Here is a 25,201-nt window from a genome sequence, read left to right on the forward strand (position 1 = left end):
TAGTTGTGTGACAATAAACGTTTGTTTTCTTCTCGACTTCAGAGGGCTACAGGTATTCTCAACGAAGAAAAGTTGAGAGGAAATATAAATGCAAGCTAAAGAAAAGAAGTTGATTAAGCAAGTTAAAAGAGGAGATGACGAAGCCTTAAAGGAGTTGTTTACTTTATATCAACCCCTAGTCAACAAAGTGCTGAAGGGATATTATTTACGTCATTATGATCAAAATGATTGGCAGCAAGAGGCGATGATTATTTGTTATGAAGCGGCCATGGTTTATTCTGAGCGTAAAGGCAATTTTGCGGGTTTATATAAAGCTAAGTTGACTAATCATGCGCGAACTTTGGTACGCTATCATACTGCATTAAGGCGGCGAACGTATAATAATTCGGTTTCTTTAGAGAGACTTGATTTGCAAAGTATTAATGAGCCTAAACGTTCTGAACTCGCGATTCCAATTGATGATACTTATAATAATTTTGTCAAAAGCTTATCCCGGCTTGAACTAATTGCATTATTAACAATTTTAGGTGAGATGAGCGTTGAGTATGTAATTAATCATTTGAATATTGGAGCTGCCAAACTATTACGGGCGAGATCTAGAACGATTCAAAAGATGAGGAATGTTCTTTTTTAATATTTCAATTTGTAGCTGATCAAAAGAAAGTGCGGTATAATACTAAATGTAGAATATTTTAGGAGGTAATTTAAGATGGCAGACGAAATTATTAAGACTGCATTGTTAGACCGTCACATGAAGGAAGCTTTTGACTGGAGTGATTCAAACATGCCAGTTAGAGATGCCCTTTGGGACTACTTTATGGAAAAGAATGGTAGAGATACCATGAAGGCGGAAGAAGATATGCTTCCATTTTTGAAAGACTCAGATGATAAAATCGAAGCCTTCGTTAACGAAAATCTTAAGAAGTAAATCCGACTAAAAAACAATGTTCTACGCACCGTGGTCACGCATGTTTGACTACCAAAGACAGCTACTCTCCGGTAGCTGTTTTTTTGTTGCAAAGAATGAATAAGGATTAAATTTATGAAATACATAATTGGCATAGATATTGGAACAACTGCAACTAAGGGAGTGCTATATGATTTAGATGGTCAAACTATTATGATTGTAAGTCAAAGCTATCCATTAATTCAAAAGGAATTAGGGCAAGCAGAAGAAGATCCACAGGTAATCTTTAATGCGGTGCAAAAGATTATTTTTAAATTGGCTAAAGAAGTGCAGGGGAAAATTGCGGCAATCTCATGGTCGAGTCAAATGCACAGTTTAATTGGGCTAGGGAAAAATAATCAAGTTTTGACTAATAGCATTACCTGGGCAGATAATCGCTGCATCACTGTAGTTGAAGAAGCAAAAGAGACTGACTTAGCACAGAAGATTTATCAAAAAACGGGAATGCCGCTCCATCCGATGGCTCCGATTTATAAATTGATATGGCTAAAGCAGAGTAATCCTGATCTTTTTCACCTGGTACAAAAATGGATTGGGATTAAGGAATATATTATTTATCGTTTGACTGGCAAAATTGTGACAGATACAACGATGGCAGCTGGAACAGGGATGCTTAATCTAAAAACATTAGATTGGGATCAAGATTTGTTAAAAGCGGCAGAAATTGATGCAGCTAAATTACCGAGTTTAGCTGATCCGGCAACGGTTGTGGGAGAAATTTGCGCAAAGTATGTGCATAAGCTGGGGATAAGTGCGGACGCGAAGATTGTTTTAGGCGCAAGCGATGGCTATTTGTCCACGATTGGTGTAAATGTTGTGGACAAAAATCATTTTGCATTAAATGTTGGTACTTCCGGTGCCGTGCGAACGATTGTTAAAAGGGCACAAATAGATCAAGATGCGCGTTATTTTTGCTATCCAGCAAGCAAACGGCAATTTTTATTAGGCGGTCCCGTAAATAATGGTGGAATTGTACTGGATTGGGCAAGACGAACTTTGCTAGATGAAAAAGCAACAGTAGAGGATTTCTTGCAATTGGCTAAAAATGCACCGGTTGGTAGTAAAGGCTTGATCTTTTTACCATATTTAGGTGGAGAGCGTGCACCTATTTGGGATGCAAAGGCTCGCGGTTCTTTTGTTGGCCTGACTCGTCAGCATACCAAGTCTGAGATGGCACAAGCAGTAATCGAAGGGATTATCTTTAATCTTTACGATGCAGCAACGGGGTTAATTGAAAGTACTAAAAAACCAGCTGCGATAAATGCAACTGGCGGATTTATGCAAAGTGATTTTATTAGACAGATGTGTGCTGATATTTTTGATGTGCCGATTGTCACGATGAAGGAGCAACAAAGTGGAACGCTTGCAGCTATGTTTTTAGCAAGACAGGTATTAGGGCTAAATAAAAAGATTGATGAAATAGGACAATTTGTTGAAAATGACAAAGTTTATTATCCCCACAAAAAAGAAGCAGCTATTTATCAAAAAATGGTTCCACTTTATCGTGAAATTGAGAACGATTTAGCTACTTCTTATCAGAAATTATCTTCTTTTCAAAAGATGTATTTTAAAAATTAGAGAATATATCTAGTCTATTTTCTTAATAGGCAGCAGTTCAATGTAACCTCTGCTTCCGATAGGTTCAAGTTGAATTCTTGGATTAGATTCATCCCAAAGATAGCCTTTAGTTTTAGGATCATATTCTTTAATTGCTGCTCTTACATCTTCAATAGTTGCACCGCAGTTTTCTTCTGCAAATGGTGCACTTTTAAACATTAAATATTTAGCAGCGGGTAATTCAATAACGTCAAACCCTTTTGGCACTGGAGCGTTATAATCTGTTGCTACTTCAACACCTTGAACATATTCGGAAGTATTGGGCTGACGATATTTAGCAGGTAGCCAGAGGCAAACAGGTTCTCCACTGATTGATTTAATGCTTTTAAGCAATCCCCATACTTCACAGCCAACTTCATCACAGTAGTCTAAGTAATCAGTTGCCTTAATGCCGCGTTTAATAATTACTTTTCTTTTAGGTTTATCAACAACCTGAATAGAAATTTTCTTAGTAGTATTCATGGGAGACTCCTTTCTATATCTATTAGGTTTGTATTTAACGCCATAAGGATTAAATAGATAAATTGGAACAGGATGTGCAGCATATTCACTAGGATTGCATTTAAATTCGCGGTAGAAAGCTCGCTGAAAACCATCTACACTCTTAAAGCCACTTTCTAATGCAATGTCAGTAATGCGATCTTGATAATCTCGCAATTTTAACGCAGCTTGTGATAAACGTACCCGTCTGATATATTGTGCTGGCGTCATGTTGAGATAGCTTACGAATAGACGATAGGAATACCAAGGTGAATATAATGAAACCTTTGATAATGCAGTAAGTGTGATCTGTTCAGACAAATGATTTTGAATAAATTCTTGCATCCGGTGAACTGATTCAATTTGTTCCAAAATTTTTACCTCCTTACAGCTTGTATTATGCAGGATTAATTGAAAAACTACTCGACTTATTTTGCCATGAAAAAATCTTCGGATAAATCACCCGAAGATTTTTTTAGATATAATTATTAATTTCTAAGCATTTTTGATATCTTCAACAATTTGTTCAACCGTCATTCGGTTGTCTTTTAAAATATCCTTTAATGGCGTTTGATCAGTGTAAACTCTCTTTTGACCATAGTTCAAAACTTTGACATCTTTGTCGCCTAAGTAGGAAGCTACTTTTTCACCAAACCCACCATCTAAAGTATTGTCTTCAATAGTGACGATGACTTTATTTTCTTTAGCTAATTTATCTAGAGCATCTTTGTCTAAAATATTAGCTGAAACTGGGTTAACTAAGGTCGCGTTAAGTTCTTGCGCTACTTTTTCACCAAGTATTGCATACATGTCACCCAAAGCTAAGATAGCAACGTCTTTACCTGGCTTAATTTGGTAGGTGATTTCACTGTAATCTTCTTGAGCGTCACCATTTTCAGGGACAGCCTTAGTTGGTATCTTAATAGCTACAGGGTGTTTTCTTTGCTTGATTGCCCACTTCATCATGGCTTTTTCTTCAGCTAAATTAGTAGGAGCTAAGTAAATCCAGTTAGGCAAGTTAGAAATCATTACTTGGTCAAAAATACCAAGGTGAGTTTTACTGGTGCCCGAGACTCCGCCACCAGCAACCATCATGACTACTGGTAAATCATTAGCTGCGACATCATGTGATAATTGGTCAAATGCACGTTGCAAGAAAGTGGAATTTTCAAATAAAACTGGAACTGCGCCTTCCTTAGCAGCACCAGCTGCAAAAGCAACAGATTCTTGTTCAGCAATACCAACATCTGTGTAGTGGTCTGGATATTTGTTCTTAATTTTATCTAAGCCAAAGACACCAGGAATAGCAGCGTTGATTGCCATTAAGTTAGTGCCTTTTTCGATTTCTTCACTAACAACATCTAAAGCAACTGAATTAGCAGTTGGTGCCTCACTAGCAGGTGCTAATGGCCTATCAGTCTTTAAATCGAATGGCATTACCCAGTGGTGAGCCTCTTCTTCATCAATTGCTGGTTTGTAGCCTTTACCTTTTAAAGTATTGATATGCAAAAGAATAGGGTGATCAACATCTTTGACTGCTTTAAAGGCTTCAATCATTGATTTAATATCATTACCATCGGCAACATAACGATAGTCGAAGCCTATTGCAGTAAATGGATTTTCCTTAGTTTCACCATTTGAATCACGTAACTTCTTTAAAGCAGTGACTAAACCACCAACGTTTTCATCGATGGACATTTGGTTATCATTAACTACCACAACTAAATTATGTTTTTCAATTGCGGCATTGTTTAAGCCTTCATAAGCAAGACCACCAGTCATTGAACCATCACCAATTAAGGCCATGATGTTTTCGTGATTACCCATTAGGTCTCTAGCCTTTGCCATTCCAGTTGCAAGTCCAATTGAAGTAGAGGTGTGGCCAACGGCGTAGTAATCGTATGGACTTTCGTCAGGATTGCTGTATGGAGTAACATCTTCATAATGATCAGGGTCAAGCCAAGCAAGAGCACGGCCGGTTAACATCTTGTGTGGGTAGGTTTGGTGAGATACATCCCATACAATCTTGTCTTTTGGAGCATCGAAAACATAATGATAAGCAATAGTAGCTTCGACAATTCCGAGATCAGGTCCTAAGTGCCCACCTTCAGCAGCGTCTTTTTCTAAGATTAAGGTTCTAATTTCTTGTGCCAATTGTTGCATTTGAGCGATAGATAATTTCTTTAAGTCTTGTGGACCAGAGATTTTATTTAATAAATATTCTGGATGTTTGCTCATTTAAAGTAGTCCTTTCTAAAAACTCGTTAAACTTATTATAGATAAGTGATAGAACTATTTGAAATATTAAGTTGCTATGGATTAGGATAGGTTTTAGTTATTGGTAATTCTAATTTAGAATATTGACGTAATTGCATTTGACAGTATAAAATACTGAATAAGTATGTGTTTTTATATAAAAGTTTGGAAGTGAGATTATGGCAGTGAAAAAAGCAGCTTTAGCCTGCAGTGTATGTGGGTCACGCAACTACTCAATCACCGCAAGTAAAAATCGCACTCAGCGACTTGAACTGAAGAAGTTCTGCAAGCATTGCGGTAAGATGACTTTACACAAGGAAACGAGGTAAAAAGGTTAATGATTAAGTTCTTTAAAAGCGTTGCCCATGAAATGAAATTGGTTACTTGGCCAACTGCAAAACAAAATAGACATGATACTATGATTGTTATTACAAGTTCAATTTTGTTTGCTGCATATTTGGGTGCACTTGACTGGCTCTTTAGCTGGTTAACTCAACATATGTAATCAGAATAGAAATTATTATTGGTTCATGTTATAATAATGACAGCTAAGAAAAACCTCTGTGGGAGGTTTTTTTGTTTACCCAAAAACAAGGAGAAGAATTATGGTCGAAACTGCAAAAAAGCAATGGTACGTTTTACATACTTATTCTGGCTACGAAGACAAGGTTAAGTCAGATTTACTTTCTCGTGCTCAAAGCATGGGGATGCAAGATTATATCTTTCGTGTAATGGTTCCCGAAGAAGAAAAAGTTGAAACTGTTCGCGGTAAGAAACAAGAAATTGAAGAAAAGATTTTCCCAGGTTATGTTTTAGTCGAAATGGTTATGACCGACGAAAGTTGGTTTATCGTTAGAAATACCCCTAACGTAACTGGCTTTGTTGGTTCACACGGTGGTGGTTCAAAACCTTCACCACTTCTTCCTGAAGAAGTAGAACGTCTTCTTAGAAATCAAGGCAAACCTGCTAAGAAGCCAACTGAAAACTTTGAAATTGGTGAATCAGTAACTATTATTGAAGGTGCATTTAATGGCATGGTAGGTAAGATTACTGATATTCAACCTGATAAATACAAGTTATATGTTTCAGTTGATATGTTTGGTCGTGCTACTACTGCTGAACTTGATTACGATCAAGTTAAAAAGCTAGATGTAAACGAATAACTATAAATTTTAGTTGTAATTGCAGCTAAACGATGTTATCCTAATACGGTACGTTTATTATTGTGGGAGGAGAAAAAAAGGAAAATTCTCCATTTTAACCGCATCACGGAATCAAGGAGGTTTTGACCGTGGCAAAGAAAGTTATTAACGTAGTTAAGTTACAAATCCCAGCTGGTGCTGCTACCCCAGCTCCTCCAGTTGGTCCTGCTTTGGGTCAAGCTGGTATTAACATTGTTGGTTTTACTAAGGACTTCAATGCTAGAACTGCTGACCAAAAGGGCATGATTATCCCTGTAGTTATTACAGTATATGAAGATCGTTCATTCGAATTCATTACTAAGACTCCACCAGCACCAGTGCTTTTAAAGCAAGCTGCTAAGATCAAGAAGGCTTCAGGTGAACCTAACACCAAGAAGGTTGGTAAGGTAACCAAGGATCAAGTCAAGGAAATTGCTGAGACTAAGATGAAAGACCTTAACGCTGCTGATATTGAAGCTGCTATGCGCATGGTTGAAGGTACCGCTAGAAGTATGGGTATCGAAGTCGAAGACTAATCCTGTTAATTTTATTTAGTTAACACTTTAGGTGGGAGAGTTAGAGAAGCTCATTTGACCACATATACAAGGAGGAAATCACATGCCAAAGCATGGTAAGAAATATTTAGATGCTGCCAAGAAGGTAGACTCAAATAAATTATACTCAGTAGCAGAAGCTATGAAACTTGTTAAGGAAACTTCATACGCTAACTTCGACGCTACAATTGATGTAGCTTACAACTTAAGCGTAGATCCTAAGCAAGCAGATCAACAAATTCGTGGTTCACTTGTTTTGCCAAATGGTACTGGTAAGACTCAAACCGTTGTAGTATTTGCTGAAGGTCCACAAGCTGATCAAGCTAAGGCTGCAGGTGCTGACTTTGTTGGTTCAGATGATTTAGTACAAAAGATCCAAGACGGTTGGTTGGACTTTGACGTTGTAGTTGCAACCCCAATGATGATGGCTAAGGTAGGTCGTTTGGGTCGTATCCTTGGACCTAAGGGCTTAATGCCAAACCCTAAGACTGGTACTGTAACTATGGACATCGAAAAGGCTGTTAAGAACGTTAAGGCAGGTCAAGTAGAATACCGTGTTGACCGTCAAGCAGCTATTCATACTCCAATTGGTAAGGTTTCATTCACTGAAGATCAATTAGTTGAAAACTTTGATGCTTTACGTGATGTTATCTTACGTGCACGTCCAGCTTCAGCTAAGGGTCAATACATCAAGAGTGTTGCTGTTTCAGCTACTTTTGGCCCTGGTATCAAGCTTGATCCATTAAACTTGGACTAATTTAAAAACTGATTAATAAAAGGTCTCGCACATGCGAGACTTTTTTTGTGCTTAAGAAAAACTTAACTTAATTAGAGCTGGGTAAGCGCTAGACGTGATTGACCTAGCATTTTTTTACATGGTATCATTAATTGTCTATATGAAATCGTATTCTATTTACTTAAGGAAAGTGTTAATGAAAAAACATTCTATTGGAAAAATATTAATTTTAGTGTTGTTGATGTTAGCCTGTGTAACTGGATGTGCTAAAGATAATTCTAAAATTACAATTGTTGGTTCTAGTGCATTACAGCTTCTAGCAGAGCAAGCTGGTAATGATTATCGGTTGACCCATCCAAGCAGCAACATTGTTGTTCAAGGTGGTGGATCAGGCACTGGATTGAGCCAAGTACAAGTTGGTGCTGTTCAGATTGGAACCTCTGATGTTTTTGCAGAGACTAAAAAGGGAATCGATGCAAAGAAGCTTAAAGACTATAAAGTCGCAGTTGTTGGTATTGTACCAATTGTAAATAAAGGCGTCGGTGTTAAGAATGTCTCTATGAAACAACTACGACAAATTTTTACCGGTAAGCTAACTAATTGGAAACAACTTGGTGGAAAGAACGTTCCAATTATTGTCGTTAATCGTTCTAAAGGCAGTGGTACCAGAGACTCTTTTGAAGACATTGTTTTACATAAGCAAAAAGCTATTAAGTCTCAAGAGCAGGATTCAAATGGTGCGGTTAAAAAAATCGTTGATACGACGCCTGGAACAATTAGCTACATATCTTTCCCATATGCTAATGGTGACAATATTCAAAAACTTAGTATCGATGGTGTTAAGCCAACTAATAAGAACATTACTACTAATAAGTGGCAATTATGGGCTTATCAGCATATGTATACTAAAGGCAAACCAGACAAGAAGACAAAGGCATTTATTAAGTATATGTTAGGTAAAAAGGTACAACATGATCTTGTACCTAAAATCGGTTATTTGAGTATTGATGATATGAAAGTAACTCGAGATAGTGATAATCGAGTTATCAAAGTAGGAAAATAATTTATGAATGATAAAGATAAATTAAAAGAAGTAGTTGATCAAGCTATTGCTGATCAGCAGGTCCCACACGTTAAATTAAAAAAGATGGGTCCGAGTAGCGTTGATATTGAGAAATTAACTAAGCCTTCTAAAGAAACTCATCAAGAGTATTGGGGTAAAGGATTAACTTATTTTGCTATTGGATTAATTATAGTATTAGTTGTATCCATTATTGGCTTTGTAGGTTATCACGGCCTCGCAACTTTTATTGATAATCATGTAAATGTCTTTCATTTCTTGACCTCAACTGATTGGGATCCTGGTGAAGGAAAGAATCACGTCGGTGCCGCAGTAATGATCGTTACCTCGTTTGCGGTAACGCTTTTAGCAGCTCTTGTAGCTACACCATTTGCGGTAGCCATTGCGCTCTACATGACAGAATACTCCTCTAAAAAAGGTGCTTCATTTTTACAATCAGTAACAGAATTATTGGTTGGTATTCCATCAGTTGTTTATGGTTTCTTAGGATTAACGATCATTATTCCTGTAATCAGAACATTATTTGGTGGAACAGGTTTTGGTATTTTAGCAGCTACTTTAGTTTTATTCGTCATGGTTTTACCAACTATTACTTCTTTAACTGTAGATAGTCTAAAAGCCGTACCTAGTCATTTCAGAAAAGCATCAATGGCATTAGGTGCAACTCATTGGCAAACTATTTACCATGTTGTCTTGCGTGTAGCAACTCCTAGAATTTTGACAGCGGTAATTTTTGGTATGGCTAGAGCATTTGGTGAAGCATTAGCCGTACAGATGGTTATTGGTAATGCAGTTCTTATGCCATACAATTTGGTTAGTCCATCCGCAACTTTGACTAGTCAATTGACCAGTCAAATGGGAAATACCGTTATGGGGACATTGCCTAACAATGCATTATGGTCATTAGCATTATTGCTTTTGATTATGTCATTAGTATTTAACTTCCTAGTTAAGTTAATTGGAAAGAGAGGCCAGAAATAAAGATGGATGCAAAAAAGAAAGATAAATTAGCAACCGCTGTTATCTACATCTTAGTTGGAATCGTTGTATTAATTCTGGCTGGTATTTTAGGGAATATTTTAATTACTGGTGTTCCTCATTTATCATGGCATTTCTTATCCTCAGAGGCTTCATCTTATCAAGCTGGTGGAGGGGTGCGAGATCAATTATTTAATTCATTATATCTATTGGTCTTAACTACTATTATTTCATTGCCAATTGCGCTAGGTGCTGCAATTTATTTGGCAGAATATGCTAAAGATAATTGGATTACCAATTTGATTCGTACGACTATCCAAATTTTGAGTTCTTTGCCTTCAATCGTAGTTGGGTTATTTGGCTATTTGCTTTTTGTAGTTCAATTTGGCTTAGGCTTTTCAATCATTTCTGGTGCTTTGGCTCTTACATTTTTTAATTTGCCTATTTTGACCAGTAACATTGAAGAAGCGATTAAAGGTGTGCCACAAGATCAACGTGAAGCTGGTTTAGCATTAGGATTATCTAATTGGAAAACCATTCGTGGTATTGTTTTGCCTGCAGCGCTTCCTGGTATTTTGACCGGTATCATTTTAAGTGCAGGACGAATTTTTGGTGAAGCAGCTGCATTAATTTATACTGCAGGTCAGAGTGGGTCAACCATTAATTATGCAGATTGGAATCCATTTAGTCCGACAAGCCCATTAAATGTAATGCGTCCAGCAGAAACTCTTGCAGTTCATATTTGGAAGGTTAATACAGAGGGGATTATTCCAGATGCAACTATTGTTTCTGCGGCTACATCTGCTTTGCTGGTGATTGTGGTAATTGTGTTTAATTTAGGTGCACGTTATTTGGGTAATAAATTGTACCGCAAGCTAACCGCAGCTAAATAAAGGTGATATGATGCAACAAGAATTAAAACAAAGCTACGTTAAAACTTTTGCCAAGGATGATTTAGAGCTTTCTACAAAGGATCTAAGTGTTTTGTATGGTGGAAAAGTACAAAAGCTTTTTGATGCTAGTTTACAGTTTAAGAAGAATACTATTACGGCCTTAATTGGAGCTTCAGGCTCTGGAAAATCTACTTTTTTACGATCACTTAATCGAATGAATGATCGAGTAGCAACGGTTAATGGCGAAATTTGGTTTCATGGCTTAGATGTGAATAAGCCTAACATTAATGTTTATGAATTAAGGAAAAATATTGGGATGGTTTTTCAACGTCCTAATCCATTCCCTAAGTCAATTAGAGAAAACATCGTCTATGCACTAAAGGCTGATGGGCAAACTAATAAAAATGAGCTCGACAAAATTGTAGAAGAAAGCTTGCGTGCTGCTGCTTTGTGGGATGAAGTAAAGGATAAATTGGATAAAAGTGCCTTGGCTTTATCTGGTGGACAACAGCAACGTTTATGTATTGCAAGAGCTTTGGCTGTTAAACCTGAAGTATTGCTTTTAGATGAGCCAGCTAGTGCACTAGATCCTGTTTCTACTTCAAAGCTAGAAGATACTTTAAAGCAGCTTAGAAGTAAATATACAATGATTATGGTAACTCACAATATGCAGCAGGCATCAAGAATTAGTGATTATACTGCATTCTTCCATTTAGGGCATGTAATTGAATATAATTCCACTGCGGATATTTTTACAAATCCTAAAGGTAAGATTACTGAGGAATATATTCAGGGAAGTTTTGGTTAAAATGACAACAATTATTTCAGCAAAAGATGTTCATTTGAGCTATGGCAATTATGAGGCACTTCATGGCGTCAATCTTAATTTTCAAGAGAAGGAATTAACTGCATTGATTGGACCTTCGGGATGTGGTAAATCTACCTTTTTGCGTTGCTTAAATCGAATGAACGATGATATTGAAAATATAAAGATCACTGGTGAGATTAAGTTTGAAGGGCAAAATATTTATAGCTCTAAAATGGATTTAGTTAAGCTACGTAAGGAAGTAGGGATGGTTTTCCAGCAGCCAACACCATTTCCATTTTCGGTTTATGACAATGTGGCTTACGGTTTAAAAATAGCTGGCGTTAAAGATAAAGATTTAATTGACCAAAGAGTTGAAGAAAGTCTAAAGCAAGCGGCTATTTGGAAAGAAACTAAAGATAATTTAAAGCGCAATGCACAAGCATTTTCTGGTGGACAACAGCAAAGAATTTGTATTGCTCGTGCCTTGGCTGTTAGACCTAAAGTAGTGCTTTTGGATGAACCGACTAGTGCGCTTGATCCGATATCAAGTAGTGAGATTGAGGAGACCTTAATGGAATTGAAGCATCAATATACTTTTATTATGGTGACTCATAACTTACAGCAAGCAGGGCGAATTTCTGATCAAACAGCGTTTTTAATGAATGGTGATCTAATTGAAGCAGGGCCAACTGAAGAAATGTTTATTGCACCTGAAAAGCAAATAACGAGTGATTATCTTAACGGTCGTTTTGGTTAAATTTTGAGGTATAAAGATGCACGAAATATTTTTAGATGAATTAAAGAAATTAAACACGCAATTTATGGAAATGGGTGTTTTTGTAAATGATCAAATCGATCAAGCCACACGCGCATTTGTTGATCATGATAAGAAGACAGCTCAATCTATGGTTGATAATGAAGAAAAGATTCCTACTGAATCAATCGATATTCAAAAAAAGGCCTTGAAATTAATGGCCTTACAACAACCAGTAGCTACTGACTTCAGAGTAGTTATTAGTATTTTGAAGGCAACAACTGATTTGGAAAGAATCGGTGAAAATGCCATGAGTATTGCTCTTGAAACAATTCGTGTAAAGGGTAATCCGAGAATTCCTGAAGTTGAAGAGATCATTTCAAATATGACTCACAATGTTCGTCACATGCTTATTCAAATTTTGACGGCTTACGTACAAGATGATGAAAAGATGGCGCGAGAAGTTGCCAGTCGTGATGGCGTAATTGACCATGATTATGTTAGAGCACGAAAGTTAATTGTTGATGGTATTGAAGATGATCCATCTAGAGCAGTGGCATCATCTAGTTATTTTGTTGTAACTAGATTGTTAGAGCGAATTGGAGATCACATAGTTAATTTAGCTAGCTGGGTTGTTTACAAAACTACTGGTGAACTAGAAGAATTAACGAATCCAAGTGAGACTAAAACCATATAAATTGAAAGAGGAAAGCACAGCTTTTCTCTTTTTTTAATTATTTACGTTATTATTTTACTTTTTACAGATAAATGCTCATAACAAAAGTATATTCATATATGGAAAGTTAGCACAATATAAAAAAGAGATATCATCTCAGGAGGAGAATTGTGGTTGCAATTTTGGTAAATGACATCGTGCCTATCCTTGTCATTATGCTATTAGGTTATATTTGCGGCAAATTTACATTCTTTGATGATGATCAACGCCAGGGGTTAAACAAGTTAGTTCTTAATATTGCTTTGCCGGCGCCTTGTTCATTTCAATTGTTAAAGCCACAAGAGAAATGTTTGCTCAAGATATCGTTTTAACTTTGATATCAATAATAGGTGTAACAGGCCTATTTATGGTTAGTTATTACTTGGACAAATTAATGTTTCATCGTTCAACACAAGAAGCTGCCATTTGTGCGCTAATTGCTGGTTCACCAACCATCGGTTTTTTGGGTTTTGCCGTACTTGATCCAATTTATGGTAATAACACCAATACTAACTTGGTTATTGGGATCGTTTCAATCGTAGTTAATGCGATTACTATTCCATTAGGCTTGACCTTAATTAATAAGGGACAAGATAAATTAAAGCAAAAGGTTGCCGCTAAGAAGAGCAACGGTTCTACTCAAGTGGAAATTAAAGTTGGACAAAAGGGTACTAATAAGAAGACTATTAAGAAAGTTTCAGTTCCTGATAACGTTCCTGTTAGTGATGAAGAAGCTAAAGCTTTGAGTGAAGTTGGTATTCAACGTGAAATTGATTTAATGCATGCGGAATTTGCTGATCACGCTGGCAAAAAAGATGCTAAACCAATGAATCCAACATTAAAGTCAGTTATTAATGCTGTTAAAAAGCCAGTTGCTGCAGCTCCACTTTTGGCTGTTATCTTTGTTTTAATTGGAATTAGAATTCCAGCTTCATGGGCACCAACTTTTGACTTGATTGCTAAAGCCAACGCTGGTGTAGCCGTTTTAGCAGCTGAGTTAGCCTTATCGACTGTTAAATTTTCAATTGATAAGGAAGTTATTTGGAACACATTCTTCCGTTTGTTCTTAACCCCTGGAATTATTGTGCTAGTTTCATACTTATGTGGTATGGACACTCAAAAAATTTCAATGATTTGTTTAGCTACTGGATTACCACCAGCATTTTCAGGAATCATCATTTCCAGTCGTTACAATATTTATGTTAAAGAGGGTGCCAGCTCCGTTGCTGTTTCAACTGTCTTCTTTGCAGTAAGTTGTATTTTCTGGATTTGGCTTTTGCCAATTATTGCTGGTGTATTTCACTAATTTATAAAGTAAAAGATGAGATCAACTGCAGTTGATCTTATTTTTTTGACTTATTTTTAATTTACTACTTGTTATTTCGACTTTTGCCTGCTATACTAAATAACTGTAAATTCTACCTAAGACTCGGGTGGCATGACGCCTCAAAATCCCGCCGAGGCCAGAAGATAATGAAGATTTTTATGCTCCATGTCTTTCGGCATGGAGTTTTTGCTTTAAAAGGCCTTATAGAATTTATCAATGTAATCATGGAGGTGAAATAATTTGAGTAAAGCTGCTATTGCTGAAAAGGAAAAGCTCGTTGATGCATTTGCTGAAGAACTTAAAGCTGCTAAGGCTATCTTGGTAATCAACTACCTTGGTTTAACTGTTGAAGAAGTTACTAACATGCGTAAGGAACTTCGTGATAACGACGTTAAGATGAAGGTTATCAAGAACACCTACTTGAGACGTGCTGCTGCTAAGGCTGGTATTGAAGGTCTTGATGATACTTTCGTAGGCCCAACTGCTGTTATCTACACTGATAACGCTGATGACATTACCGAACCTGCACGTATCGTTTCTAAGTACGAAGATGATTTCGATGTTATCGAAATCAAGGGTGGTATGCTTGAAGGCAAGTTGACTTCTAAGGATGAAATCAAAGAACTTGCTTCAATCCCAGGCCGCGAAGGTTTGCTTTCAATGCTTGTTTCTGTATTGCAAGCTCCTATCCGCGACTTCGCTTATGCTGTTAAGGCTGTTGCTGAATCTAAGGATGAAGACACAGCTGAATAATAAAGAAATTATATTTAATATCTAAATTCTAATTTTTCGGAGGATACTTAAATGGCTTTAGATACTGATAAGATTATTGAAGAATTAAAGGGTGCTTCAATTCTTGAATTGAACGACCTTGTAAAGGCTATTGAAGACGAATTTGACGTTACTGCTGCTGCTCCAGTTGCTGCTGCAGGTGCTGCAGACGCAGGTGCTGCTAAGTCAGAATTCGACGTTGAATTGACTGAAGCTGGTCAAGAAAAGGTTAAGGTTATTAAGGCAGTTCGTGACATTACTGGTCTTGGCCTTAAGGACTCAAAGGACCTTGTTGATGGTGCTCCTAAGAACGTTAAGGAAGGCGTTTCAGAAGACGAAGCTAACGACATCAAGGCTAAGCTTGAAGAAGTTGGCGCAACTGTAACCCTTAAATAGTTACAGCCCAACTGGGCATTAAGAATAAGCTCTTTGCTATGTGCGAAGAGCTTATTTTTTTGTATAATAAATTTTATGATGATTGGTTTAGATAAAAAATTAACTCCCTATCAATGGGTAATGGCAATTTTGTCTATCATTTCTATTTTTTTAATTATTTTAGATTTTGCTGCTGTCATCAGTATAAATCAGCCAACCAGTAAATGGTTTTGGATAAACTGTGCTATTGTTTTATTTTTTGCAATAGATTATTTTTATCGCTTCTATGAAGCGGATGATAAAAAGCTGTATTTTAAAACCCACATTTATGATTTATTATCTATTATTCCAATAGGATTATTATTTGTGGGGTTAAATATTTTTAATTTATCAGGTTTAGTTTCTGATTTAAGATTGTTAAGATTGATTCGTCTTGCAGGCCTAATGGGAAAATTAAAAATAATTTTTCATACTAACGGTTTGCTGTATGTTGTCTTTTTTACTATTACCTTCTTATTAGTTGGTGCTGAGGCGTTTGCAATTACCGAGCATGTGTCATTAGATACTGCATTTTGGTGGGCTTTATCGACGGCATCAACGGTAGGATATGATGCAATATTTGGAAAAACTATTCCTCCTCATAGTATTGTGGGTAAATTTGTTACACTAGTTATTATGCTGTTAGGAATTGGTATAGTCGGAATGCTTACCTCATCAATTACTTCTTACTTAATGCGTAAAACTAATGGTGCAAATACACTACATACGCATGACGATATTGAATTAGTACTAAAAAAGCTTGATGATCTTGAGAAACAAAACAAAGATTTAGCTGATCAAAATAAGCAAATGCAAGCAGAAATTCAATCTTTAAAAAAGAGACGAGATGAAAATGAAGTAGAAAAATTTAAAGATTGGCTGGAAAAAAGAAAGGAAAATAGGATGAGTACAGATAAAAATCAAATGTATTTTGCGACAGATCCAACGACTGCGCATGATGAACATGTGATTGATTATCATGTGGATAACATTGATTTGAAATTTACCACTGACGCTGGTGTTTTCTCAAAAATGCGCGTGGATTACGGCTCTGGCGTTTTGATCAAAGCCATGAAAGAAGTGACTTTTCCACAAGAAAATATTTTAGATGTGGGAACAGGATATGGTCCTATTGGATTATTTGCTGCAAAGTTTTGGCCTAGTCAAACTGTCGACATGGTTGATGTCAATGAGCGTGGTTTGAATTTGGCTAAACAGAATGCACAAGTAAATCACATTTCAAACGTAAATATTTATTCCTCTGATTGTTATGCACAGGTGGATAAGAAGTACGGCTTAGTTTTAACCAATCCGCCAATTAGAGCCGGTAAAAAAGTTGTCAGTGACATCATTGCCGGTGCGAGCGATCATTTGGTTGATCAGGGCGTACTTTTAGTAGTTATTCAGAAAAAGCAAGGCGAACCTAGTGCACGTAAGTTGATGACTGCTACCTATGGAAATTGTGAGATTCTTACTAGAGATAAGGGATACTATATTTTGAAGTCTGTTAAGAGGGATAATAATGCTGTCTAGCGCTAATAAAAAGAAATATATGGAATTAGCCATAGATCAAGCTAAAGAGGCTGAGAAGCAAGGAGAGGTTCCTATCGGAGCAGTAGTAGTTGATCCCGAAGGAAAAGTAATAGGCACAGGCTATAATAGGCGGGAATTAGACGAAGATGCTACTCAACATGCTGAAATGATTGCTATCAAAGAAGCATGTCATAATTTGGGTATGTGGCGTTTAATCGATTGCAGTTTATTTGTTACGCTGGAGCCTTGTCCAATGTGTGCTGGTGCAATTATTAACTCGCGAATTAAGGATGTCTACTTTGGTGCACTTGATCCAAAAGCTGGAGCTTGTGGATCAGTTGTGGATTTGTTTGAGGTGGAAAAGTTTAATCACCATCCACATAGCATCCGTGGTTTATATCGTGATCAATGTGCTCAAATGCTGAAGGATTTCTTTCGTGCAATTCGAGAAAAACAAAAGGCCGAAAAATTAGCTAAAAAAGCAGAAAATAATTAAATTTTTAGGCTAGAAACTAGAAAAAAATTGCGAAATACGTTATGATACTTTGTGGGCAATGTTTGACCTCTGAATCGTGTCAGGACCGGAAGGTAGCAGCACTAAGGTTGTTCAGGCATGTGCCTTTTATTAGACAATTACAAACTCTTAACTCTTTTAAAGAGTTAGGAGTTTTTTTACTAGGGAAGAGAATTTATGGCTTATCAAGCGCTATATCGTAAATGGCGACCACGGACTTTTGATAGTGTGATTGGCCAAGAGTCAATTACTGATACTCTTAAAAATGCGATTAAAAGAGGCAAAGTATCCCATGCATTTTTATTTGCGGGACCTCGCGGTACAGGTAAAACCTCCTGTGCTAAAATTTTTGCTAAAGCGTTAAACTGTACTAATCTTCAAGATGGCGAACCTTGTAATGAATGTGCTAATTGTATAGCTGCAGATAAAGGTTCAATGCCTGATATTATGGAAATTGATGCGGCTTCTAACAATGGTGTAGATGAAATTCGTGAGATTCGCGATAAGGTAAAATATGCTCCAACAGAAGGAAAATATAAAGTCTACATTATTGACGAAGTTCATATGCTATCAATGGGTGCTTTTAATGCATTGCTTAAGACACTAGAAGAACCACCAGAACACGTTGTGTTTATTTTGGCGACAACCGAATTACAGAAGGTTCCAGCTACTATTATTTCAAGAACGCAACGCTATAACTTTAAACGCATTTCAAAAGATGATCTTGAGAAGAGAATGAAATATATTCTTGATCAGGAGAATATCAAATATGAAGATAAAGCTCTAGCTGTCATTGCACAAGTAGCAGATGGTGGGATGCGGGATGCGCTTAGTATCTTGGATCAGCTGCTTAGCTATGAGAAAGAAAGCGTCAATTATCAAGACGCTTTGGAAATTACAGGCTTTGCTGCAAAGGAAAATATTGAAAAAATATTGTTAGCATTGCTGGAGCAGAATCCAGAATCAGCTTTAAAATTAGCTCAAACTGAATTAGCGCAAGGGGCTAGTTCTAAAAACATTTTGGATGAATTGATTGAGATGGCAACTAAGAGTTTGATGTTGATCAAGGCGGGAGACGACAACCAGAGTACGTTTTTATCTGAAGATTTTGTACAAAAAATTAAGGATATACCTACAAATATATTCTATCGTCTGATTACTTTAGCAAATAAAGCACTGAATGATCTGCGTTACACTAATCAGCAACAAATTCCGCTTGAAGTATTTTTAGTAGAAGCTGGCAGCAAGCAAGAAGAGCAAGTAGCATCTTCGACAGCTGCTCCGGTTCAAGCTGCTCCAGCTAAAGTTAATACTAATATGCAAGCAGAACTAGCTGCATTAAAAAAACAGGTAGTAGACTTAACGCAACAAATTAGTAAGCTGTCCAATAAGCCAATACTGGCTAAGGATCAAGTGTTCCATTTGGATACGGCTGTACCAAAGACGTCTCCTAAAATTACCAAAAAGACAATTGTTAAGGAAGTTAAAAAATCACCAAGAAAAATCAAAAAAACTACAGCAGAAAATCGAAAACAGGTTTATCATGTTCTTGAAAATGCAACCAAAGAAGATCTGACCGCTATTAAGAATGTATGGCCAGATTTACAATCTGTGTTAGAAGTTTCAGAGAAAGCATTATTAGATGTTCTTGAACCTGTGGCTGCTAGTCCAGACCAGGTTGTAATGAAGTGTAAGTATACTTTATGGTTTGAAAATGCTTCAGATGGTGACTTACTGGATAAGTTGACAGATTTGATTGAGAAATTTGCTAAGCATTCATATGGAATTGTGTTAGTCCCAGATGATGATTGGCTTGCTGTGAGAAAAGAATTTGTCGAAAGTCACAAGGAAGAACTGCTTGCTAAGAAAAAGCAACAGATTGAAAATAAAGAATCTAAAGAAAATTCTGAAATAGTGAATAAGGCTAAAGATCTCTTTGGGGATGCTGTAACGATTAAAGATTAAGGAGAAGAATTAAAATGAGTAGAAGACCTAACTTTGGCGGTATGGGCATGGGCGGAATGAACATGCAACAAATGATGAAGCAAGCAAAGAAGCTTCAAGCACAAATGGCCCAAGAACAAGAAAATATTACTGCACAAGAATTTACTGGTAAGTCAGCTGATGATCTTGTAGTAGCTACTTTTACAGGCGATCGTAAGCTTAAAGACATTAAGATCGATAAAGAAGCAATTGATCCAGATGATCCAGATATGCTTCAAGATTTAGTCATTGATGCTGTTAACAAAGGATTATCTCAAATTGATGAAGCAACTCAAGCAAGTTTAGGCAAGTACACGAAAGGTTTGATGTAATTGCAGTATCCATTACCAATAGCTCATTTGATTGATGCTTATATGAGGCTGCCTGGAGTAGGTGAAAAGACTGCTACTCGTTTGGCTTTTTATACAATGGATATGCCAGAAAAGGATGTTGAAGATTTTTCTAAAGCTTTAATTCAAGTGAAGAATGATATTCATCAATGTCCTATTTGTGGAAATATTACTGAAAAAGAAGTTTGTGATATTTGCTCCAATCCTAATCGTGATCAAACTACCATTATGGTTGTTGAACAACCTAAGGATTTGATGGCTTTTGAAGATATGGGTGAATATGATGGTCTTTATCATGTGCTTCACGGTGTTCTTTCTCCAATGGATGGAATTGGACCAGAAGAGATTAATATTAAGTCATTGATTACTCGTTTACAAAAAAATGATGATGTAAAAGAAGTAATTTTAGCTCTTAACTCAACTCCAGAAGGCGAATCAACTGCTATGTATATTAGCAAGTTAATTAAGCCAGCCGGAATTAAGGTTACTCGATTAGCAGCTGGCTTATCTGTGGGCAGTGATATTGAATATGCTAATTCCATTACTTTAAAGCGAGCAGTGCAAGGAAGAACGGCATTATAATGGCTAGAAGAAATAAAAATAAAATTAAAGAACTAGGTGATCAAAAGCTAGTAACTGAAATTGAAAAATTGCAGAATCAACTAGCTTTAGAACAAGATCTAGATCAAAATACTTTGGATTTATCAGATGATAATTATATTCAAGGTAGAATTTTAAAAGCAAAGTATACTTTTTTATATAATGAAGCCCGTCATCGAGGCACAAGATTTAGTGGTATCACTAATGCGATTACGCAGTAAAATTTAAGTCCCATTATGGGACTTTTTTAATTTTATAAATTAAAAATTGCTAGGGCTGTTAATCTATGTGAAACTTCTGTAAAATAGACCTATGGAGGATTTTATGAGAGGTTATTTTGTTAGTTTTGAAGGTCCTGATGGCGCAGGAAAAAGTACAGTTTTAAAAGAGGTTTTGGATAAGATTGGCCCTAAACTTAAGACACAATATCTTGTGACTCGAGAACCCGGTGGATCAAAAATTGCAGAAAAAATTCGCGATATTATTTTGGATCCAGCAAATGATAAAATGGATGCCAAAACAGAGGCGCTTCTATATGCGGCTGCAAGAAGTCAACACGTAGAAGAAATAATTCGTCCAGCTCTTAGTGAAGGCAAGATTGTCTTTTCAGATCGTTTTGTTGATAGTTCACTAGCATATCAAGGAGAAGGCCGAGATTTAGGGATCAAAGAAGTTAAGCAAATTAATGATTTTGCGACAGGAAAATTAGATCCTGATTTGACTTTCTTTTTGGATATTGCTCCTGAAGTTGGTCTTAATCGAATTCAAAAACTTCGTCCAGGCCAAGAAGACCGGTTAGAACAAGAAAATATGGCTTTTCATAAAAAAGTTTATGCTGGATTTTTAAAAGTGAAGAATTTATATCCAGATCGTTTTGTAACAATTGATGCCAGTCAACCAATTGATGATGTCGTAAATCAAGTAATTGAAACTCTAGAAAAAAGATTGCCAGAGATATTTTAAGGATTGATTAAATGAAATTAGTAATTGCGATTGTACAAAAAGAAGATTCAAATAATCTACAAAGAGCATTTGTTAAAAGCAATTTCCGTGCTACTAAATTAGCAACTTCAGGCGGCTTTTTGAGTCAAGGTAACACCACATTTTTAGTGGGATGCAAAGATGAAGAAGTCGATGATGTACTAAAAGTAATTAAGAAAGAATCACGGGCAAGAGAAGAAATCGCAACACCACATATGATTTCTACAGGGTATGAAATAACTCAACCATTAAAGGTTACTGTAGGTGGTGCAATTTGTTTTGTTGTTCCAGTTGATAAGTTTAAGCGTTTTTAAATGATTGATATTTCTAATATAGGGACGAAGCAAGCCCAATTTTTACAAAGAGCATACCAGCAAAAGAAATTAGCCCATAGCTACTTATTCGTAGATAGCGATGAGAGTCGCGCACTTAATACGGCTTATTGGTTAGCTTGTTTATTTAATTGTACTGGTGAAAATAAACCGGATGGGACTTGTCAAAATTGTAAACAAATTTTATCTGGTAATCATCCAGATGTTCTATTAGTTGAACCTGAAGGTAAACAAACTTTGGGAATCGATCAAGTGCGGCCTTTAAAAGAAGAATTGGCTAAAAGTCCGGTTGAAAGTAGTCGACGCTTTTTCTTTATTAATGAAGCTCAAAAAATGACCTTATCCGCAGCTAATGGTTTGCTTAACTTGCTAGAAGAGCCCGTTGCTCCTGTAGTTACAATTTTAATTACTAATAACAGTGATCAAATTTTACCAACAGTTCGATCTAGAACTCAGATTATCAATTTTGATAATGGCGAAAAGCCTACCGGAAAGAATGCATTGTTACTAGAAAATGGTTTTTCTAAGAGTGAAATTGAAGAACTGGGTAATCTTGATAAATTAGATCAGGCAATAAAATATTTCTACCAAGAAATGCTAGAACATAATAGTTTGGCTTTAGTTAGTGCACATAAGCTGTCGGAGAATGCTAAATTAGTATCAGAGCAGCGCTATATTTTGGTTAAGTTGAAGTTATTAGCAGAACATGATCTGTCTGATTCGCTTAAGCTAAATATAGCTGCACGAATGCTAGATAATTTGGTTGAAATAGATAAGATGCGTTTAAGCAATGTTAATTTTCGCAATTCTTTAGATTATCTTGCTTTAAATTGGAAGTAGGTGTTTTAAATTGGATCCATATTTAAAATTGCAGAGACTGAAGGAAACAACTGAAAATATGACTAAGACTATTGCTAGTCTTGAGAATGATATTTTAGATACTTTAAAAGAAAATACTGAATTAAAAGTAGAAAATCAGTTGCTTCATGAAAAATTAGATAAATTAACTGCAAATCAGCCTGCGCCGGAAACTAAGACGCAAAGTGGTTTAGAGTCATTAAAGAAGATTTATGATTCTGGTTACCATATTTGTAATATGTATTATGGCTCACATCGTGATCCTAGTGCAGATTGCATGTTTTGTCTTGATATTTTAGATAATTTTGGCGAAAAAAAAGGCATAAAGAAGGATGGCAGATAAATTGAAACGGCAAAGCAGTTATGCAAAAGATGAAGGTAAGTTATACCTGGTTCCTACACCTATTGGTAATTTAGAAGATATTACAATTAGAGCTAAAAAAGTTCTGACTGATGCAGATTACATTGCGGCTGAAGATACCAGAACTAGTGGAATTTTACTAGAAAAAATTGGCGTTCATAATCGCATGATTTCATTTCATAAATATAATTCTAAAGAACGTGCGCCAGAATTAATTAAATTAATGAAGGATGGTGCAGTAATTGCGGAAATAAGTGATGCCGGGATGCCGGTTATTTCTGATCCAGGATATATCTTGGTTCAAGAATGTATTAAAAATGATATTCCAGTGGTTCCTCTTCCAGGTCCGTCTGCTTTTGCGACCGCACTTATTGCTTCTGGTTTTGATGCGCAGCCATTTACCTATTACGGCTTTTTACCACGTAAAAGTTCTGAACAAAAACCCTACTTTGAACAAATGAATCAAGCTAAGGCCACATCTATCTTTTATGAGGCACCGCATCGTTTAGCTAAAACACTGAAAAATTTAGCTACTGTTTTACCTAAAGATCGTCAGATTGTAGCTGCACGTGAATTAACTAAAATTCATGAGGAATTTATCCGTGGTAGCGTTGAAGAAGTAACCGAATATTTTGCTCAAAATGCACCTCGTGGAGAATTCGTAATTTTGATTTCACCAAATACTGAGGCACCAAAACAATTGTCTTGGCCAGAACTGATTGATTTAGTCAATGCCTTAGTAGAAAAAGGCGAATCAAAGAAAGATGCGATTAAGCAAGTAGCTAAAGAGCATCATGTTTCTAAGAATGAGTTATATGATCAATATCATCAAAAATAAATTATGAAATATACTGAAAACTACCAGATTGAATTTAGAGATTGTGATGAAAATCGTCGTCTAGAGTTGCCGGCTATGGTTGAATTATTGATGCAAGTTTCAGAACATCAATTAAGTAACAGCCATGCTGGTACAGATGATTTAATAAAAAGAGGATTAGGTTGGGTGGTTACTCAATATCATTTTGATATTAAGCGATTACCTGAAGCCGGTGATCAAGTCATTTTGAGTACTAATGTCAGTGGATACAATCGTTTTTTTGAATACCGTGATTTTGGTATTAGTGATTCTGAAGGGAATCCATTGGTTAGCGTAAAAAGCCAATGGGTCATGCTTGATCTTAAAAAGCGCCATTTAGTTCCTGCCGATGTAAAAATGATGGAAGATTGGGGCGTGCCATTACTGAAGAAAATGCCCCGTTTTCCTCGTTTGAGAGCACAAGATAATTATGAGAATAGAAGAAAATATCGGGCAAGATATGATGATTTAGATACTAATCATCATGTTACAAACAGTCATTATTTTAGTTGGCTTGTTGATATGTTAGATCGTGATTTCCTAAGAAATCATGTAGTTAAAACTATTGATATCAAGTTTGATAAAGAAGTACATTATGGCGACGAGATAATTTCTTGCATGAATTTAATACAAAATGATGCTACCAAATCCTATCATGCGGTTGAAACGAATGACGGAAATGAGCAGGCAGTCTGCGAATTGAAGTGGCGTGAGATATAATAAAAGGCATGACAAATTGGTCATGTTTTTTTCATGATGAGAGAGGATGGAAAAATAGATGAATGCAAAAAAGATTTTACGTACAGATTTGCAACAGATGATTTTTTTGGGCATGATAGTCGCAATGAAAATTATTTTGGGGCAATTTTCATTTGGTCCAACTACGGTTAAAGTAGGCCTAGGCTTTATCGGTAGCGTATTATTAGCTTACTTTTTTGGCCCAGTTTGGGGCACAATTGGTGGTGGAATCAGTGACTTGGTCTCCTCTGCTATTTTTGGCAATCAAGGAGGCTTCTTTATTGGTTTTACTTTGACTGCAATGGTTGGGCCATTAATTTATGCATTATTTTTATACGATCATCCAGTTAAAGTGTGGCGAATTGTTGCTTCAACAATTTTAGTAACAATTATTGTGAATATCGGAATGAATACATTGTGGCTTCATCTGATGTACGGGATGAATTTTAACGCTGCTTTAGTTCAGCGATTGCCTAAAGAAATGATTATTCCTTGGGTGCAAATGGTTGTAATCTACGTTGTATTGCAAGCTGTTTCTCGTGTTAAAATAAAAAAGTAATTTA

At 36.3% G+C, this 25,201-nt stretch carries 31 protein-coding genes, 1 other RNA gene, 2 pseudogenes and 1 other annotated feature; of the genes and pseudogenes, 32 read left to right on the plus strand and 2 right to left on the minus strand.

What is annotated here, in order from left to right; translation table 11 throughout:
* The first annotated feature begins 88 nt into the window (after positions 1-88).
* The 3 genes from FC37_RS02220 (at position 89) to FC37_RS02230 (ending at position 2,545) form a co-directional block, all read left to right on the plus strand.
* Positions 89-634 (plus strand): sigma-70 RNA polymerase sigma factor region 4 domain-containing protein, encoded by a 546-nt coding sequence (locus FC37_RS02220; RefSeq protein ID WP_025005233.1) that lies wholly within the window; start codon positions 89-91, stop codon positions 632-634.
* A gap of 75 nt (positions 635-709) precedes the next feature.
* Positions 710-928 (plus strand): P8 family protein, encoded by a 219-nt coding sequence (locus tag FC37_RS02225; RefSeq protein ID WP_025005232.1) that lies wholly within the window; start codon positions 710-712, stop codon positions 926-928.
* Positions 929-1,042: 114 nt separating this feature from the next.
* A complete protein-coding gene (locus FC37_RS02230) occupies positions 1,043-2,545 on the plus strand; it encodes a gluconokinase (protein WP_025005231.1) in 1,503 nt (500 codons plus the stop codon).
* A 9-nt stretch (positions 2,546-2,554) separates the two neighbouring features.
* On the opposite strand, the gene FC37_RS02235 is transcribed toward FC37_RS02230, so the two are convergent.
* Together FC37_RS02235 and FC37_RS02240 are read right to left on the minus strand one after the other, a co-directional pair.
* Positions 2,555-3,436, minus strand: coding sequence for a helix-turn-helix domain-containing protein (locus FC37_RS02235; protein WP_025005230.1), 882 nt, complete (start codon positions 3,434-3,436; stop codon positions 2,555-2,557).
* A gap of 123 nt (positions 3,437-3,559) precedes the next feature.
* Entirely contained in the window at positions 3,560-5,302 is a 1,743-nt protein-coding gene (locus FC37_RS02240) for a 1-deoxy-D-xylulose-5-phosphate synthase (protein WP_025005229.1), read from the minus strand.
* A 197-nt stretch (positions 5,303-5,499) separates the two neighbouring features.
* On the opposite strand from FC37_RS02240, the gene rpmG reads away from it, so the two are divergent.
* The 29 genes and pseudogenes from rpmG (at position 5,500) to FC37_RS02380 (ending at position 25,197) form a co-directional block, all read left to right on the plus strand.
* On the plus strand, positions 5,500-5,649 hold the full coding sequence (gene rpmG, locus FC37_RS09965; protein WP_003549092.1) for a 50S ribosomal protein L33: 150 nt from the start codon (positions 5,500-5,502) through the stop codon (positions 5,647-5,649).
* Between the two features lie 8 nt (positions 5,650-5,657).
* Positions 5,658-5,825, plus strand: a complete 168-nt coding sequence (secE, locus tag FC37_RS02245; protein WP_025005228.1) for a preprotein translocase subunit SecE — start codon at positions 5,658-5,660, stop codon at positions 5,823-5,825.
* 100 nt (positions 5,826-5,925) lie between these two features.
* Positions 5,926-6,483 (plus strand): transcription termination/antitermination protein NusG, encoded by a 558-nt coding sequence (gene nusG / locus FC37_RS02250; protein ID WP_025005227.1) that lies wholly within the window; start codon positions 5,926-5,928, stop codon positions 6,481-6,483.
* Positions 6,484-6,611: 128 nt separating this feature from the next.
* The gene (gene rplK, locus FC37_RS02255) at positions 6,612-7,037 is read left to right on the plus strand and encodes a 50S ribosomal protein L11 (protein ID WP_013853556.1); all 426 of its coding nucleotides are present in this window, start codon (positions 6,612-6,614) and stop codon (positions 7,035-7,037) included.
* Positions 7,038-7,119: 82 nt separating this feature from the next.
* Positions 7,120-7,812, plus strand: coding sequence for a 50S ribosomal protein L1 (gene rplA / locus FC37_RS02260; protein ID WP_056945458.1), 693 nt, complete (start codon positions 7,120-7,122; stop codon positions 7,810-7,812).
* Between the two features lie 175 nt (positions 7,813-7,987).
* On the plus strand, positions 7,988-8,854 hold the full coding sequence (locus tag FC37_RS02265; protein ID WP_025005225.1) for a phosphate ABC transporter substrate-binding protein: 867 nt from the start codon (positions 7,988-7,990) through the stop codon (positions 8,852-8,854).
* Between the two features lie 3 nt (positions 8,855-8,857).
* Entirely contained in the window at positions 8,858-9,853 is a 996-nt protein-coding gene (gene pstC / locus FC37_RS02270) for a phosphate ABC transporter permease subunit PstC (RefSeq protein ID WP_025005224.1), read from the plus strand.
* Positions 9,854-9,855: 2 nt separating this feature from the next.
* On the plus strand, positions 9,856-10,743 hold the full coding sequence (pstA, locus tag FC37_RS02275) for a phosphate ABC transporter permease PstA (RefSeq protein ID WP_025005223.1): 888 nt from the start codon (positions 9,856-9,858) through the stop codon (positions 10,741-10,743).
* A gap of 10 nt (positions 10,744-10,753) precedes the next feature.
* Complete coding sequence (pstB, locus tag FC37_RS02280; RefSeq protein ID WP_025005222.1) at positions 10,754-11,551, plus strand: phosphate ABC transporter ATP-binding protein PstB; 798 nt, start codon at positions 10,754-10,756, stop codon at positions 11,549-11,551.
* A 1-nt stretch (position 11,552) separates the two neighbouring features.
* Positions 11,553-12,308, plus strand: coding sequence for a phosphate ABC transporter ATP-binding protein PstB (gene pstB / locus FC37_RS02285; protein ID WP_025005221.1), 756 nt, complete (start codon positions 11,553-11,555; stop codon positions 12,306-12,308).
* Between the two features lie 16 nt (positions 12,309-12,324).
* Entirely contained in the window at positions 12,325-13,002 is a 678-nt protein-coding gene (gene phoU / locus FC37_RS02290; RefSeq protein ID WP_025005220.1) for a phosphate signaling complex protein PhoU, read from the plus strand.
* Positions 13,003-13,151: 149 nt separating this feature from the next.
* A pseudogene (locus FC37_RS02300) lies at positions 13,152-14,326 on the plus strand (AEC family transporter).
* Between the two features lie 97 nt (positions 14,327-14,423).
* Positions 14,424-14,545: a sequence feature (ribosomal protein L10 leader region), on the plus strand.
* Between the two features lie 42 nt (positions 14,546-14,587).
* Complete coding sequence (gene rplJ / locus FC37_RS02305; protein ID WP_025005219.1) at positions 14,588-15,100, plus strand: 50S ribosomal protein L10; 513 nt, start codon at positions 14,588-14,590, stop codon at positions 15,098-15,100.
* A gap of 51 nt (positions 15,101-15,151) precedes the next feature.
* Entirely contained in the window at positions 15,152-15,514 is a 363-nt protein-coding gene (gene rplL / locus FC37_RS02310) for a 50S ribosomal protein L7/L12 (protein WP_003625909.1), read from the plus strand.
* A gap of 75 nt (positions 15,515-15,589) precedes the next feature.
* Positions 15,590-16,426 (plus strand): annotated as a pseudogene (locus tag FC37_RS10550) (potassium channel family protein); the annotation flags it as partial.
* A gap of 9 nt (positions 16,427-16,435) precedes the next feature.
* On the plus strand, positions 16,436-17,065 hold the full coding sequence (locus tag FC37_RS10555) for a class I SAM-dependent methyltransferase (protein ID WP_035434098.1): 630 nt from the start codon (positions 16,436-16,438) through the stop codon (positions 17,063-17,065).
* Complete coding sequence (gene tadA, locus FC37_RS02325; RefSeq protein WP_025005218.1) at positions 17,055-17,561, plus strand: tRNA adenosine(34) deaminase TadA; 507 nt, start codon at positions 17,055-17,057, stop codon at positions 17,559-17,561. Before FC37_RS10555 ends, tadA begins: the two co-directional genes overlap by 11 nt.
* A 42-nt stretch (positions 17,562-17,603) precedes the next feature.
* An RNA gene (ffs, locus tag FC37_RS09975) (signal recognition particle sRNA small type) lies at positions 17,604-17,703 on the plus strand.
* Positions 17,704-17,756: 53 nt separating this feature from the next.
* On the plus strand, positions 17,757-19,544 hold the full coding sequence (gene dnaX / locus FC37_RS02330) for a DNA polymerase III subunit gamma/tau (protein WP_025005217.1): 1,788 nt from the start codon (positions 17,757-17,759) through the stop codon (positions 19,542-19,544).
* Positions 19,545-19,558: 14 nt separating this feature from the next.
* Positions 19,559-19,894 (plus strand): YbaB/EbfC family nucleoid-associated protein, encoded by a 336-nt coding sequence (locus FC37_RS02335; RefSeq protein ID WP_003625916.1) that lies wholly within the window; start codon positions 19,559-19,561, stop codon positions 19,892-19,894.
* Positions 19,895-20,494 carry a recombination mediator RecR gene (recR, locus tag FC37_RS02340; protein ID WP_025005216.1) on the plus strand — a complete coding sequence of 200 codons (600 nt, stop codon included), beginning with the start codon at positions 19,895-19,897 and terminating at the stop codon, positions 20,492-20,494.
* Positions 20,494-20,733, plus strand: coding sequence for a YaaL family protein (locus FC37_RS02345; RefSeq protein WP_025005215.1), 240 nt, complete (start codon positions 20,494-20,496; stop codon positions 20,731-20,733). Before recR ends, FC37_RS02345 begins: the two co-directional genes overlap by 1 nt.
* Before the next feature lie 103 nt (positions 20,734-20,836).
* A complete protein-coding gene (gene tmk, locus FC37_RS02350) occupies positions 20,837-21,475 on the plus strand; it encodes a dTMP kinase (protein ID WP_025005214.1) in 639 nt (212 codons plus the stop codon).
* 11 nt (positions 21,476-21,486) lie between these two features.
* Positions 21,487-21,807: a cyclic-di-AMP receptor gene (locus FC37_RS02355; protein ID WP_025005213.1), complete on the plus strand. Its 321-nt coding sequence runs from the start codon at positions 21,487-21,489 to the stop codon at positions 21,805-21,807.
* Positions 21,808-22,665, plus strand: a complete 858-nt coding sequence (locus FC37_RS02360) for a DNA polymerase III subunit delta (RefSeq protein ID WP_056945459.1) — start codon at positions 21,808-21,810, stop codon at positions 22,663-22,665. It begins immediately after the preceding gene.
* A gap of 10 nt (positions 22,666-22,675) precedes the next feature.
* Positions 22,676-23,026 carry a DNA replication initiation control protein YabA gene (gene yabA / locus FC37_RS02365; RefSeq protein WP_025005212.1) on the plus strand — a complete coding sequence of 117 codons (351 nt, stop codon included), beginning with the start codon at positions 22,676-22,678 and terminating at the stop codon, positions 23,024-23,026.
* Position 23,027: 1 nt separating this feature from the next.
* Positions 23,028-23,882: a 16S rRNA (cytidine(1402)-2'-O)-methyltransferase gene (gene rsmI / locus FC37_RS02370; protein WP_025005211.1), complete on the plus strand. Its 855-nt coding sequence runs from the start codon at positions 23,028-23,030 to the stop codon at positions 23,880-23,882.
* Between the two features lie 3 nt (positions 23,883-23,885).
* On the plus strand, positions 23,886-24,620 hold the full coding sequence (locus FC37_RS02375) for an acyl-[acyl-carrier-protein] thioesterase (protein WP_025005210.1): 735 nt from the start codon (positions 23,886-23,888) through the stop codon (positions 24,618-24,620).
* 58 nt (positions 24,621-24,678) lie between these two features.
* Positions 24,679-25,197, plus strand: a complete 519-nt coding sequence (locus FC37_RS02380; protein WP_025005209.1) for a folate family ECF transporter S component — start codon at positions 24,679-24,681, stop codon at positions 25,195-25,197.
* The last annotated feature ends 4 nt before the right edge of the window (positions 25,198-25,201 follow it).

This window comes from Lactobacillus gallinarum DSM 10532 = JCM 2011 (genome assembly GCF_001434975.1).
Classification (GTDB): Bacteria; Bacillota; Bacilli; order Lactobacillales; family Lactobacillaceae; genus Lactobacillus; species Lactobacillus gallinarum.

Bases quoted from the DNA above. Each gene is read 5' to 3' on its own strand.
- FC37_RS02220 (WP_025005233.1), top strand. From the start codon at position 89: ATGCAAGCTAAAGAAAAGAAGTTGATTAAGCAAGTTAAAAGAGGAGAT.
- FC37_RS02225 (WP_025005232.1), top strand. From the start codon at position 710: ATGGCAGACGAAATTATTAAGACTGCATTGTTAGACCGTCACATGAAG.
- FC37_RS02230 (WP_025005231.1), top strand. From the start codon at position 1,043: ATGAAATACATAATTGGCATAGATATTGGAACAACTGCAACTAAGGGA.
- FC37_RS02240 (WP_025005229.1), bottom strand. From the start codon at position 5,302: ATGAGCAAACATCCAGAATATTTATTAAATAAAATCTCTGGTCCACAA.
- rpmG (WP_003549092.1), top strand. From the start codon at position 5,500: ATGGCAGTGAAAAAAGCAGCTTTAGCCTGCAGTGTATGTGGGTCACGC.
- secE (WP_025005228.1), top strand. From the start codon at position 5,658: ATGATTAAGTTCTTTAAAAGCGTTGCCCATGAAATGAAATTGGTTACT.
- nusG (WP_025005227.1), top strand. From the start codon at position 5,926: ATGGTCGAAACTGCAAAAAAGCAATGGTACGTTTTACATACTTATTCT.
- rplA (WP_056945458.1), top strand. From the start codon at position 7,120: ATGCCAAAGCATGGTAAGAAATATTTAGATGCTGCCAAGAAGGTAGAC.
- FC37_RS02265 (WP_025005225.1), top strand. From the start codon at position 7,988: ATGAAAAAACATTCTATTGGAAAAATATTAATTTTAGTGTTGTTGATG.
- pstC (WP_025005224.1), top strand. From the start codon at position 8,858: ATGAATGATAAAGATAAATTAAAAGAAGTAGTTGATCAAGCTATTGCT.
- pstA (WP_025005223.1), top strand. From the start codon at position 9,856: ATGGATGCAAAAAAGAAAGATAAATTAGCAACCGCTGTTATCTACATC.
- pstB (WP_025005222.1), top strand. From the start codon at position 10,754: ATGCAACAAGAATTAAAACAAAGCTACGTTAAAACTTTTGCCAAGGAT.
- pstB (WP_025005221.1), top strand. From the start codon at position 11,553: ATGACAACAATTATTTCAGCAAAAGATGTTCATTTGAGCTATGGCAAT.
- phoU (WP_025005220.1), top strand. From the start codon at position 12,325: ATGCACGAAATATTTTTAGATGAATTAAAGAAATTAAACACGCAATTT.
- rplL (WP_003625909.1), top strand. From the start codon at position 15,152: ATGGCTTTAGATACTGATAAGATTATTGAAGAATTAAAGGGTGCTTCA.
- FC37_RS10555 (WP_035434098.1), top strand. From the start codon at position 16,436: ATGAGTACAGATAAAAATCAAATGTATTTTGCGACAGATCCAACGACT.
- tadA (WP_025005218.1), top strand. From the start codon at position 17,055: ATGCTGTCTAGCGCTAATAAAAAGAAATATATGGAATTAGCCATAGAT.
- dnaX (WP_025005217.1), top strand. From the start codon at position 17,757: ATGGCTTATCAAGCGCTATATCGTAAATGGCGACCACGGACTTTTGAT.
- FC37_RS02335 (WP_003625916.1), top strand. From the start codon at position 19,559: ATGAGTAGAAGACCTAACTTTGGCGGTATGGGCATGGGCGGAATGAAC.
- FC37_RS02345 (WP_025005215.1), top strand. From the start codon at position 20,494: ATGGCTAGAAGAAATAAAAATAAAATTAAAGAACTAGGTGATCAAAAG.
- tmk (WP_025005214.1), top strand. From the start codon at position 20,837: ATGAGAGGTTATTTTGTTAGTTTTGAAGGTCCTGATGGCGCAGGAAAA.
- FC37_RS02355 (WP_025005213.1), top strand. From the start codon at position 21,487: ATGAAATTAGTAATTGCGATTGTACAAAAAGAAGATTCAAATAATCTA.
- FC37_RS02360 (WP_056945459.1), top strand. From the start codon at position 21,808: ATGATTGATATTTCTAATATAGGGACGAAGCAAGCCCAATTTTTACAA.
- FC37_RS02375 (WP_025005210.1), top strand. From the start codon at position 23,886: ATGAAATATACTGAAAACTACCAGATTGAATTTAGAGATTGTGATGAA.
- FC37_RS02380 (WP_025005209.1), top strand. From the start codon at position 24,679: ATGAATGCAAAAAAGATTTTACGTACAGATTTGCAACAGATGATTTTT.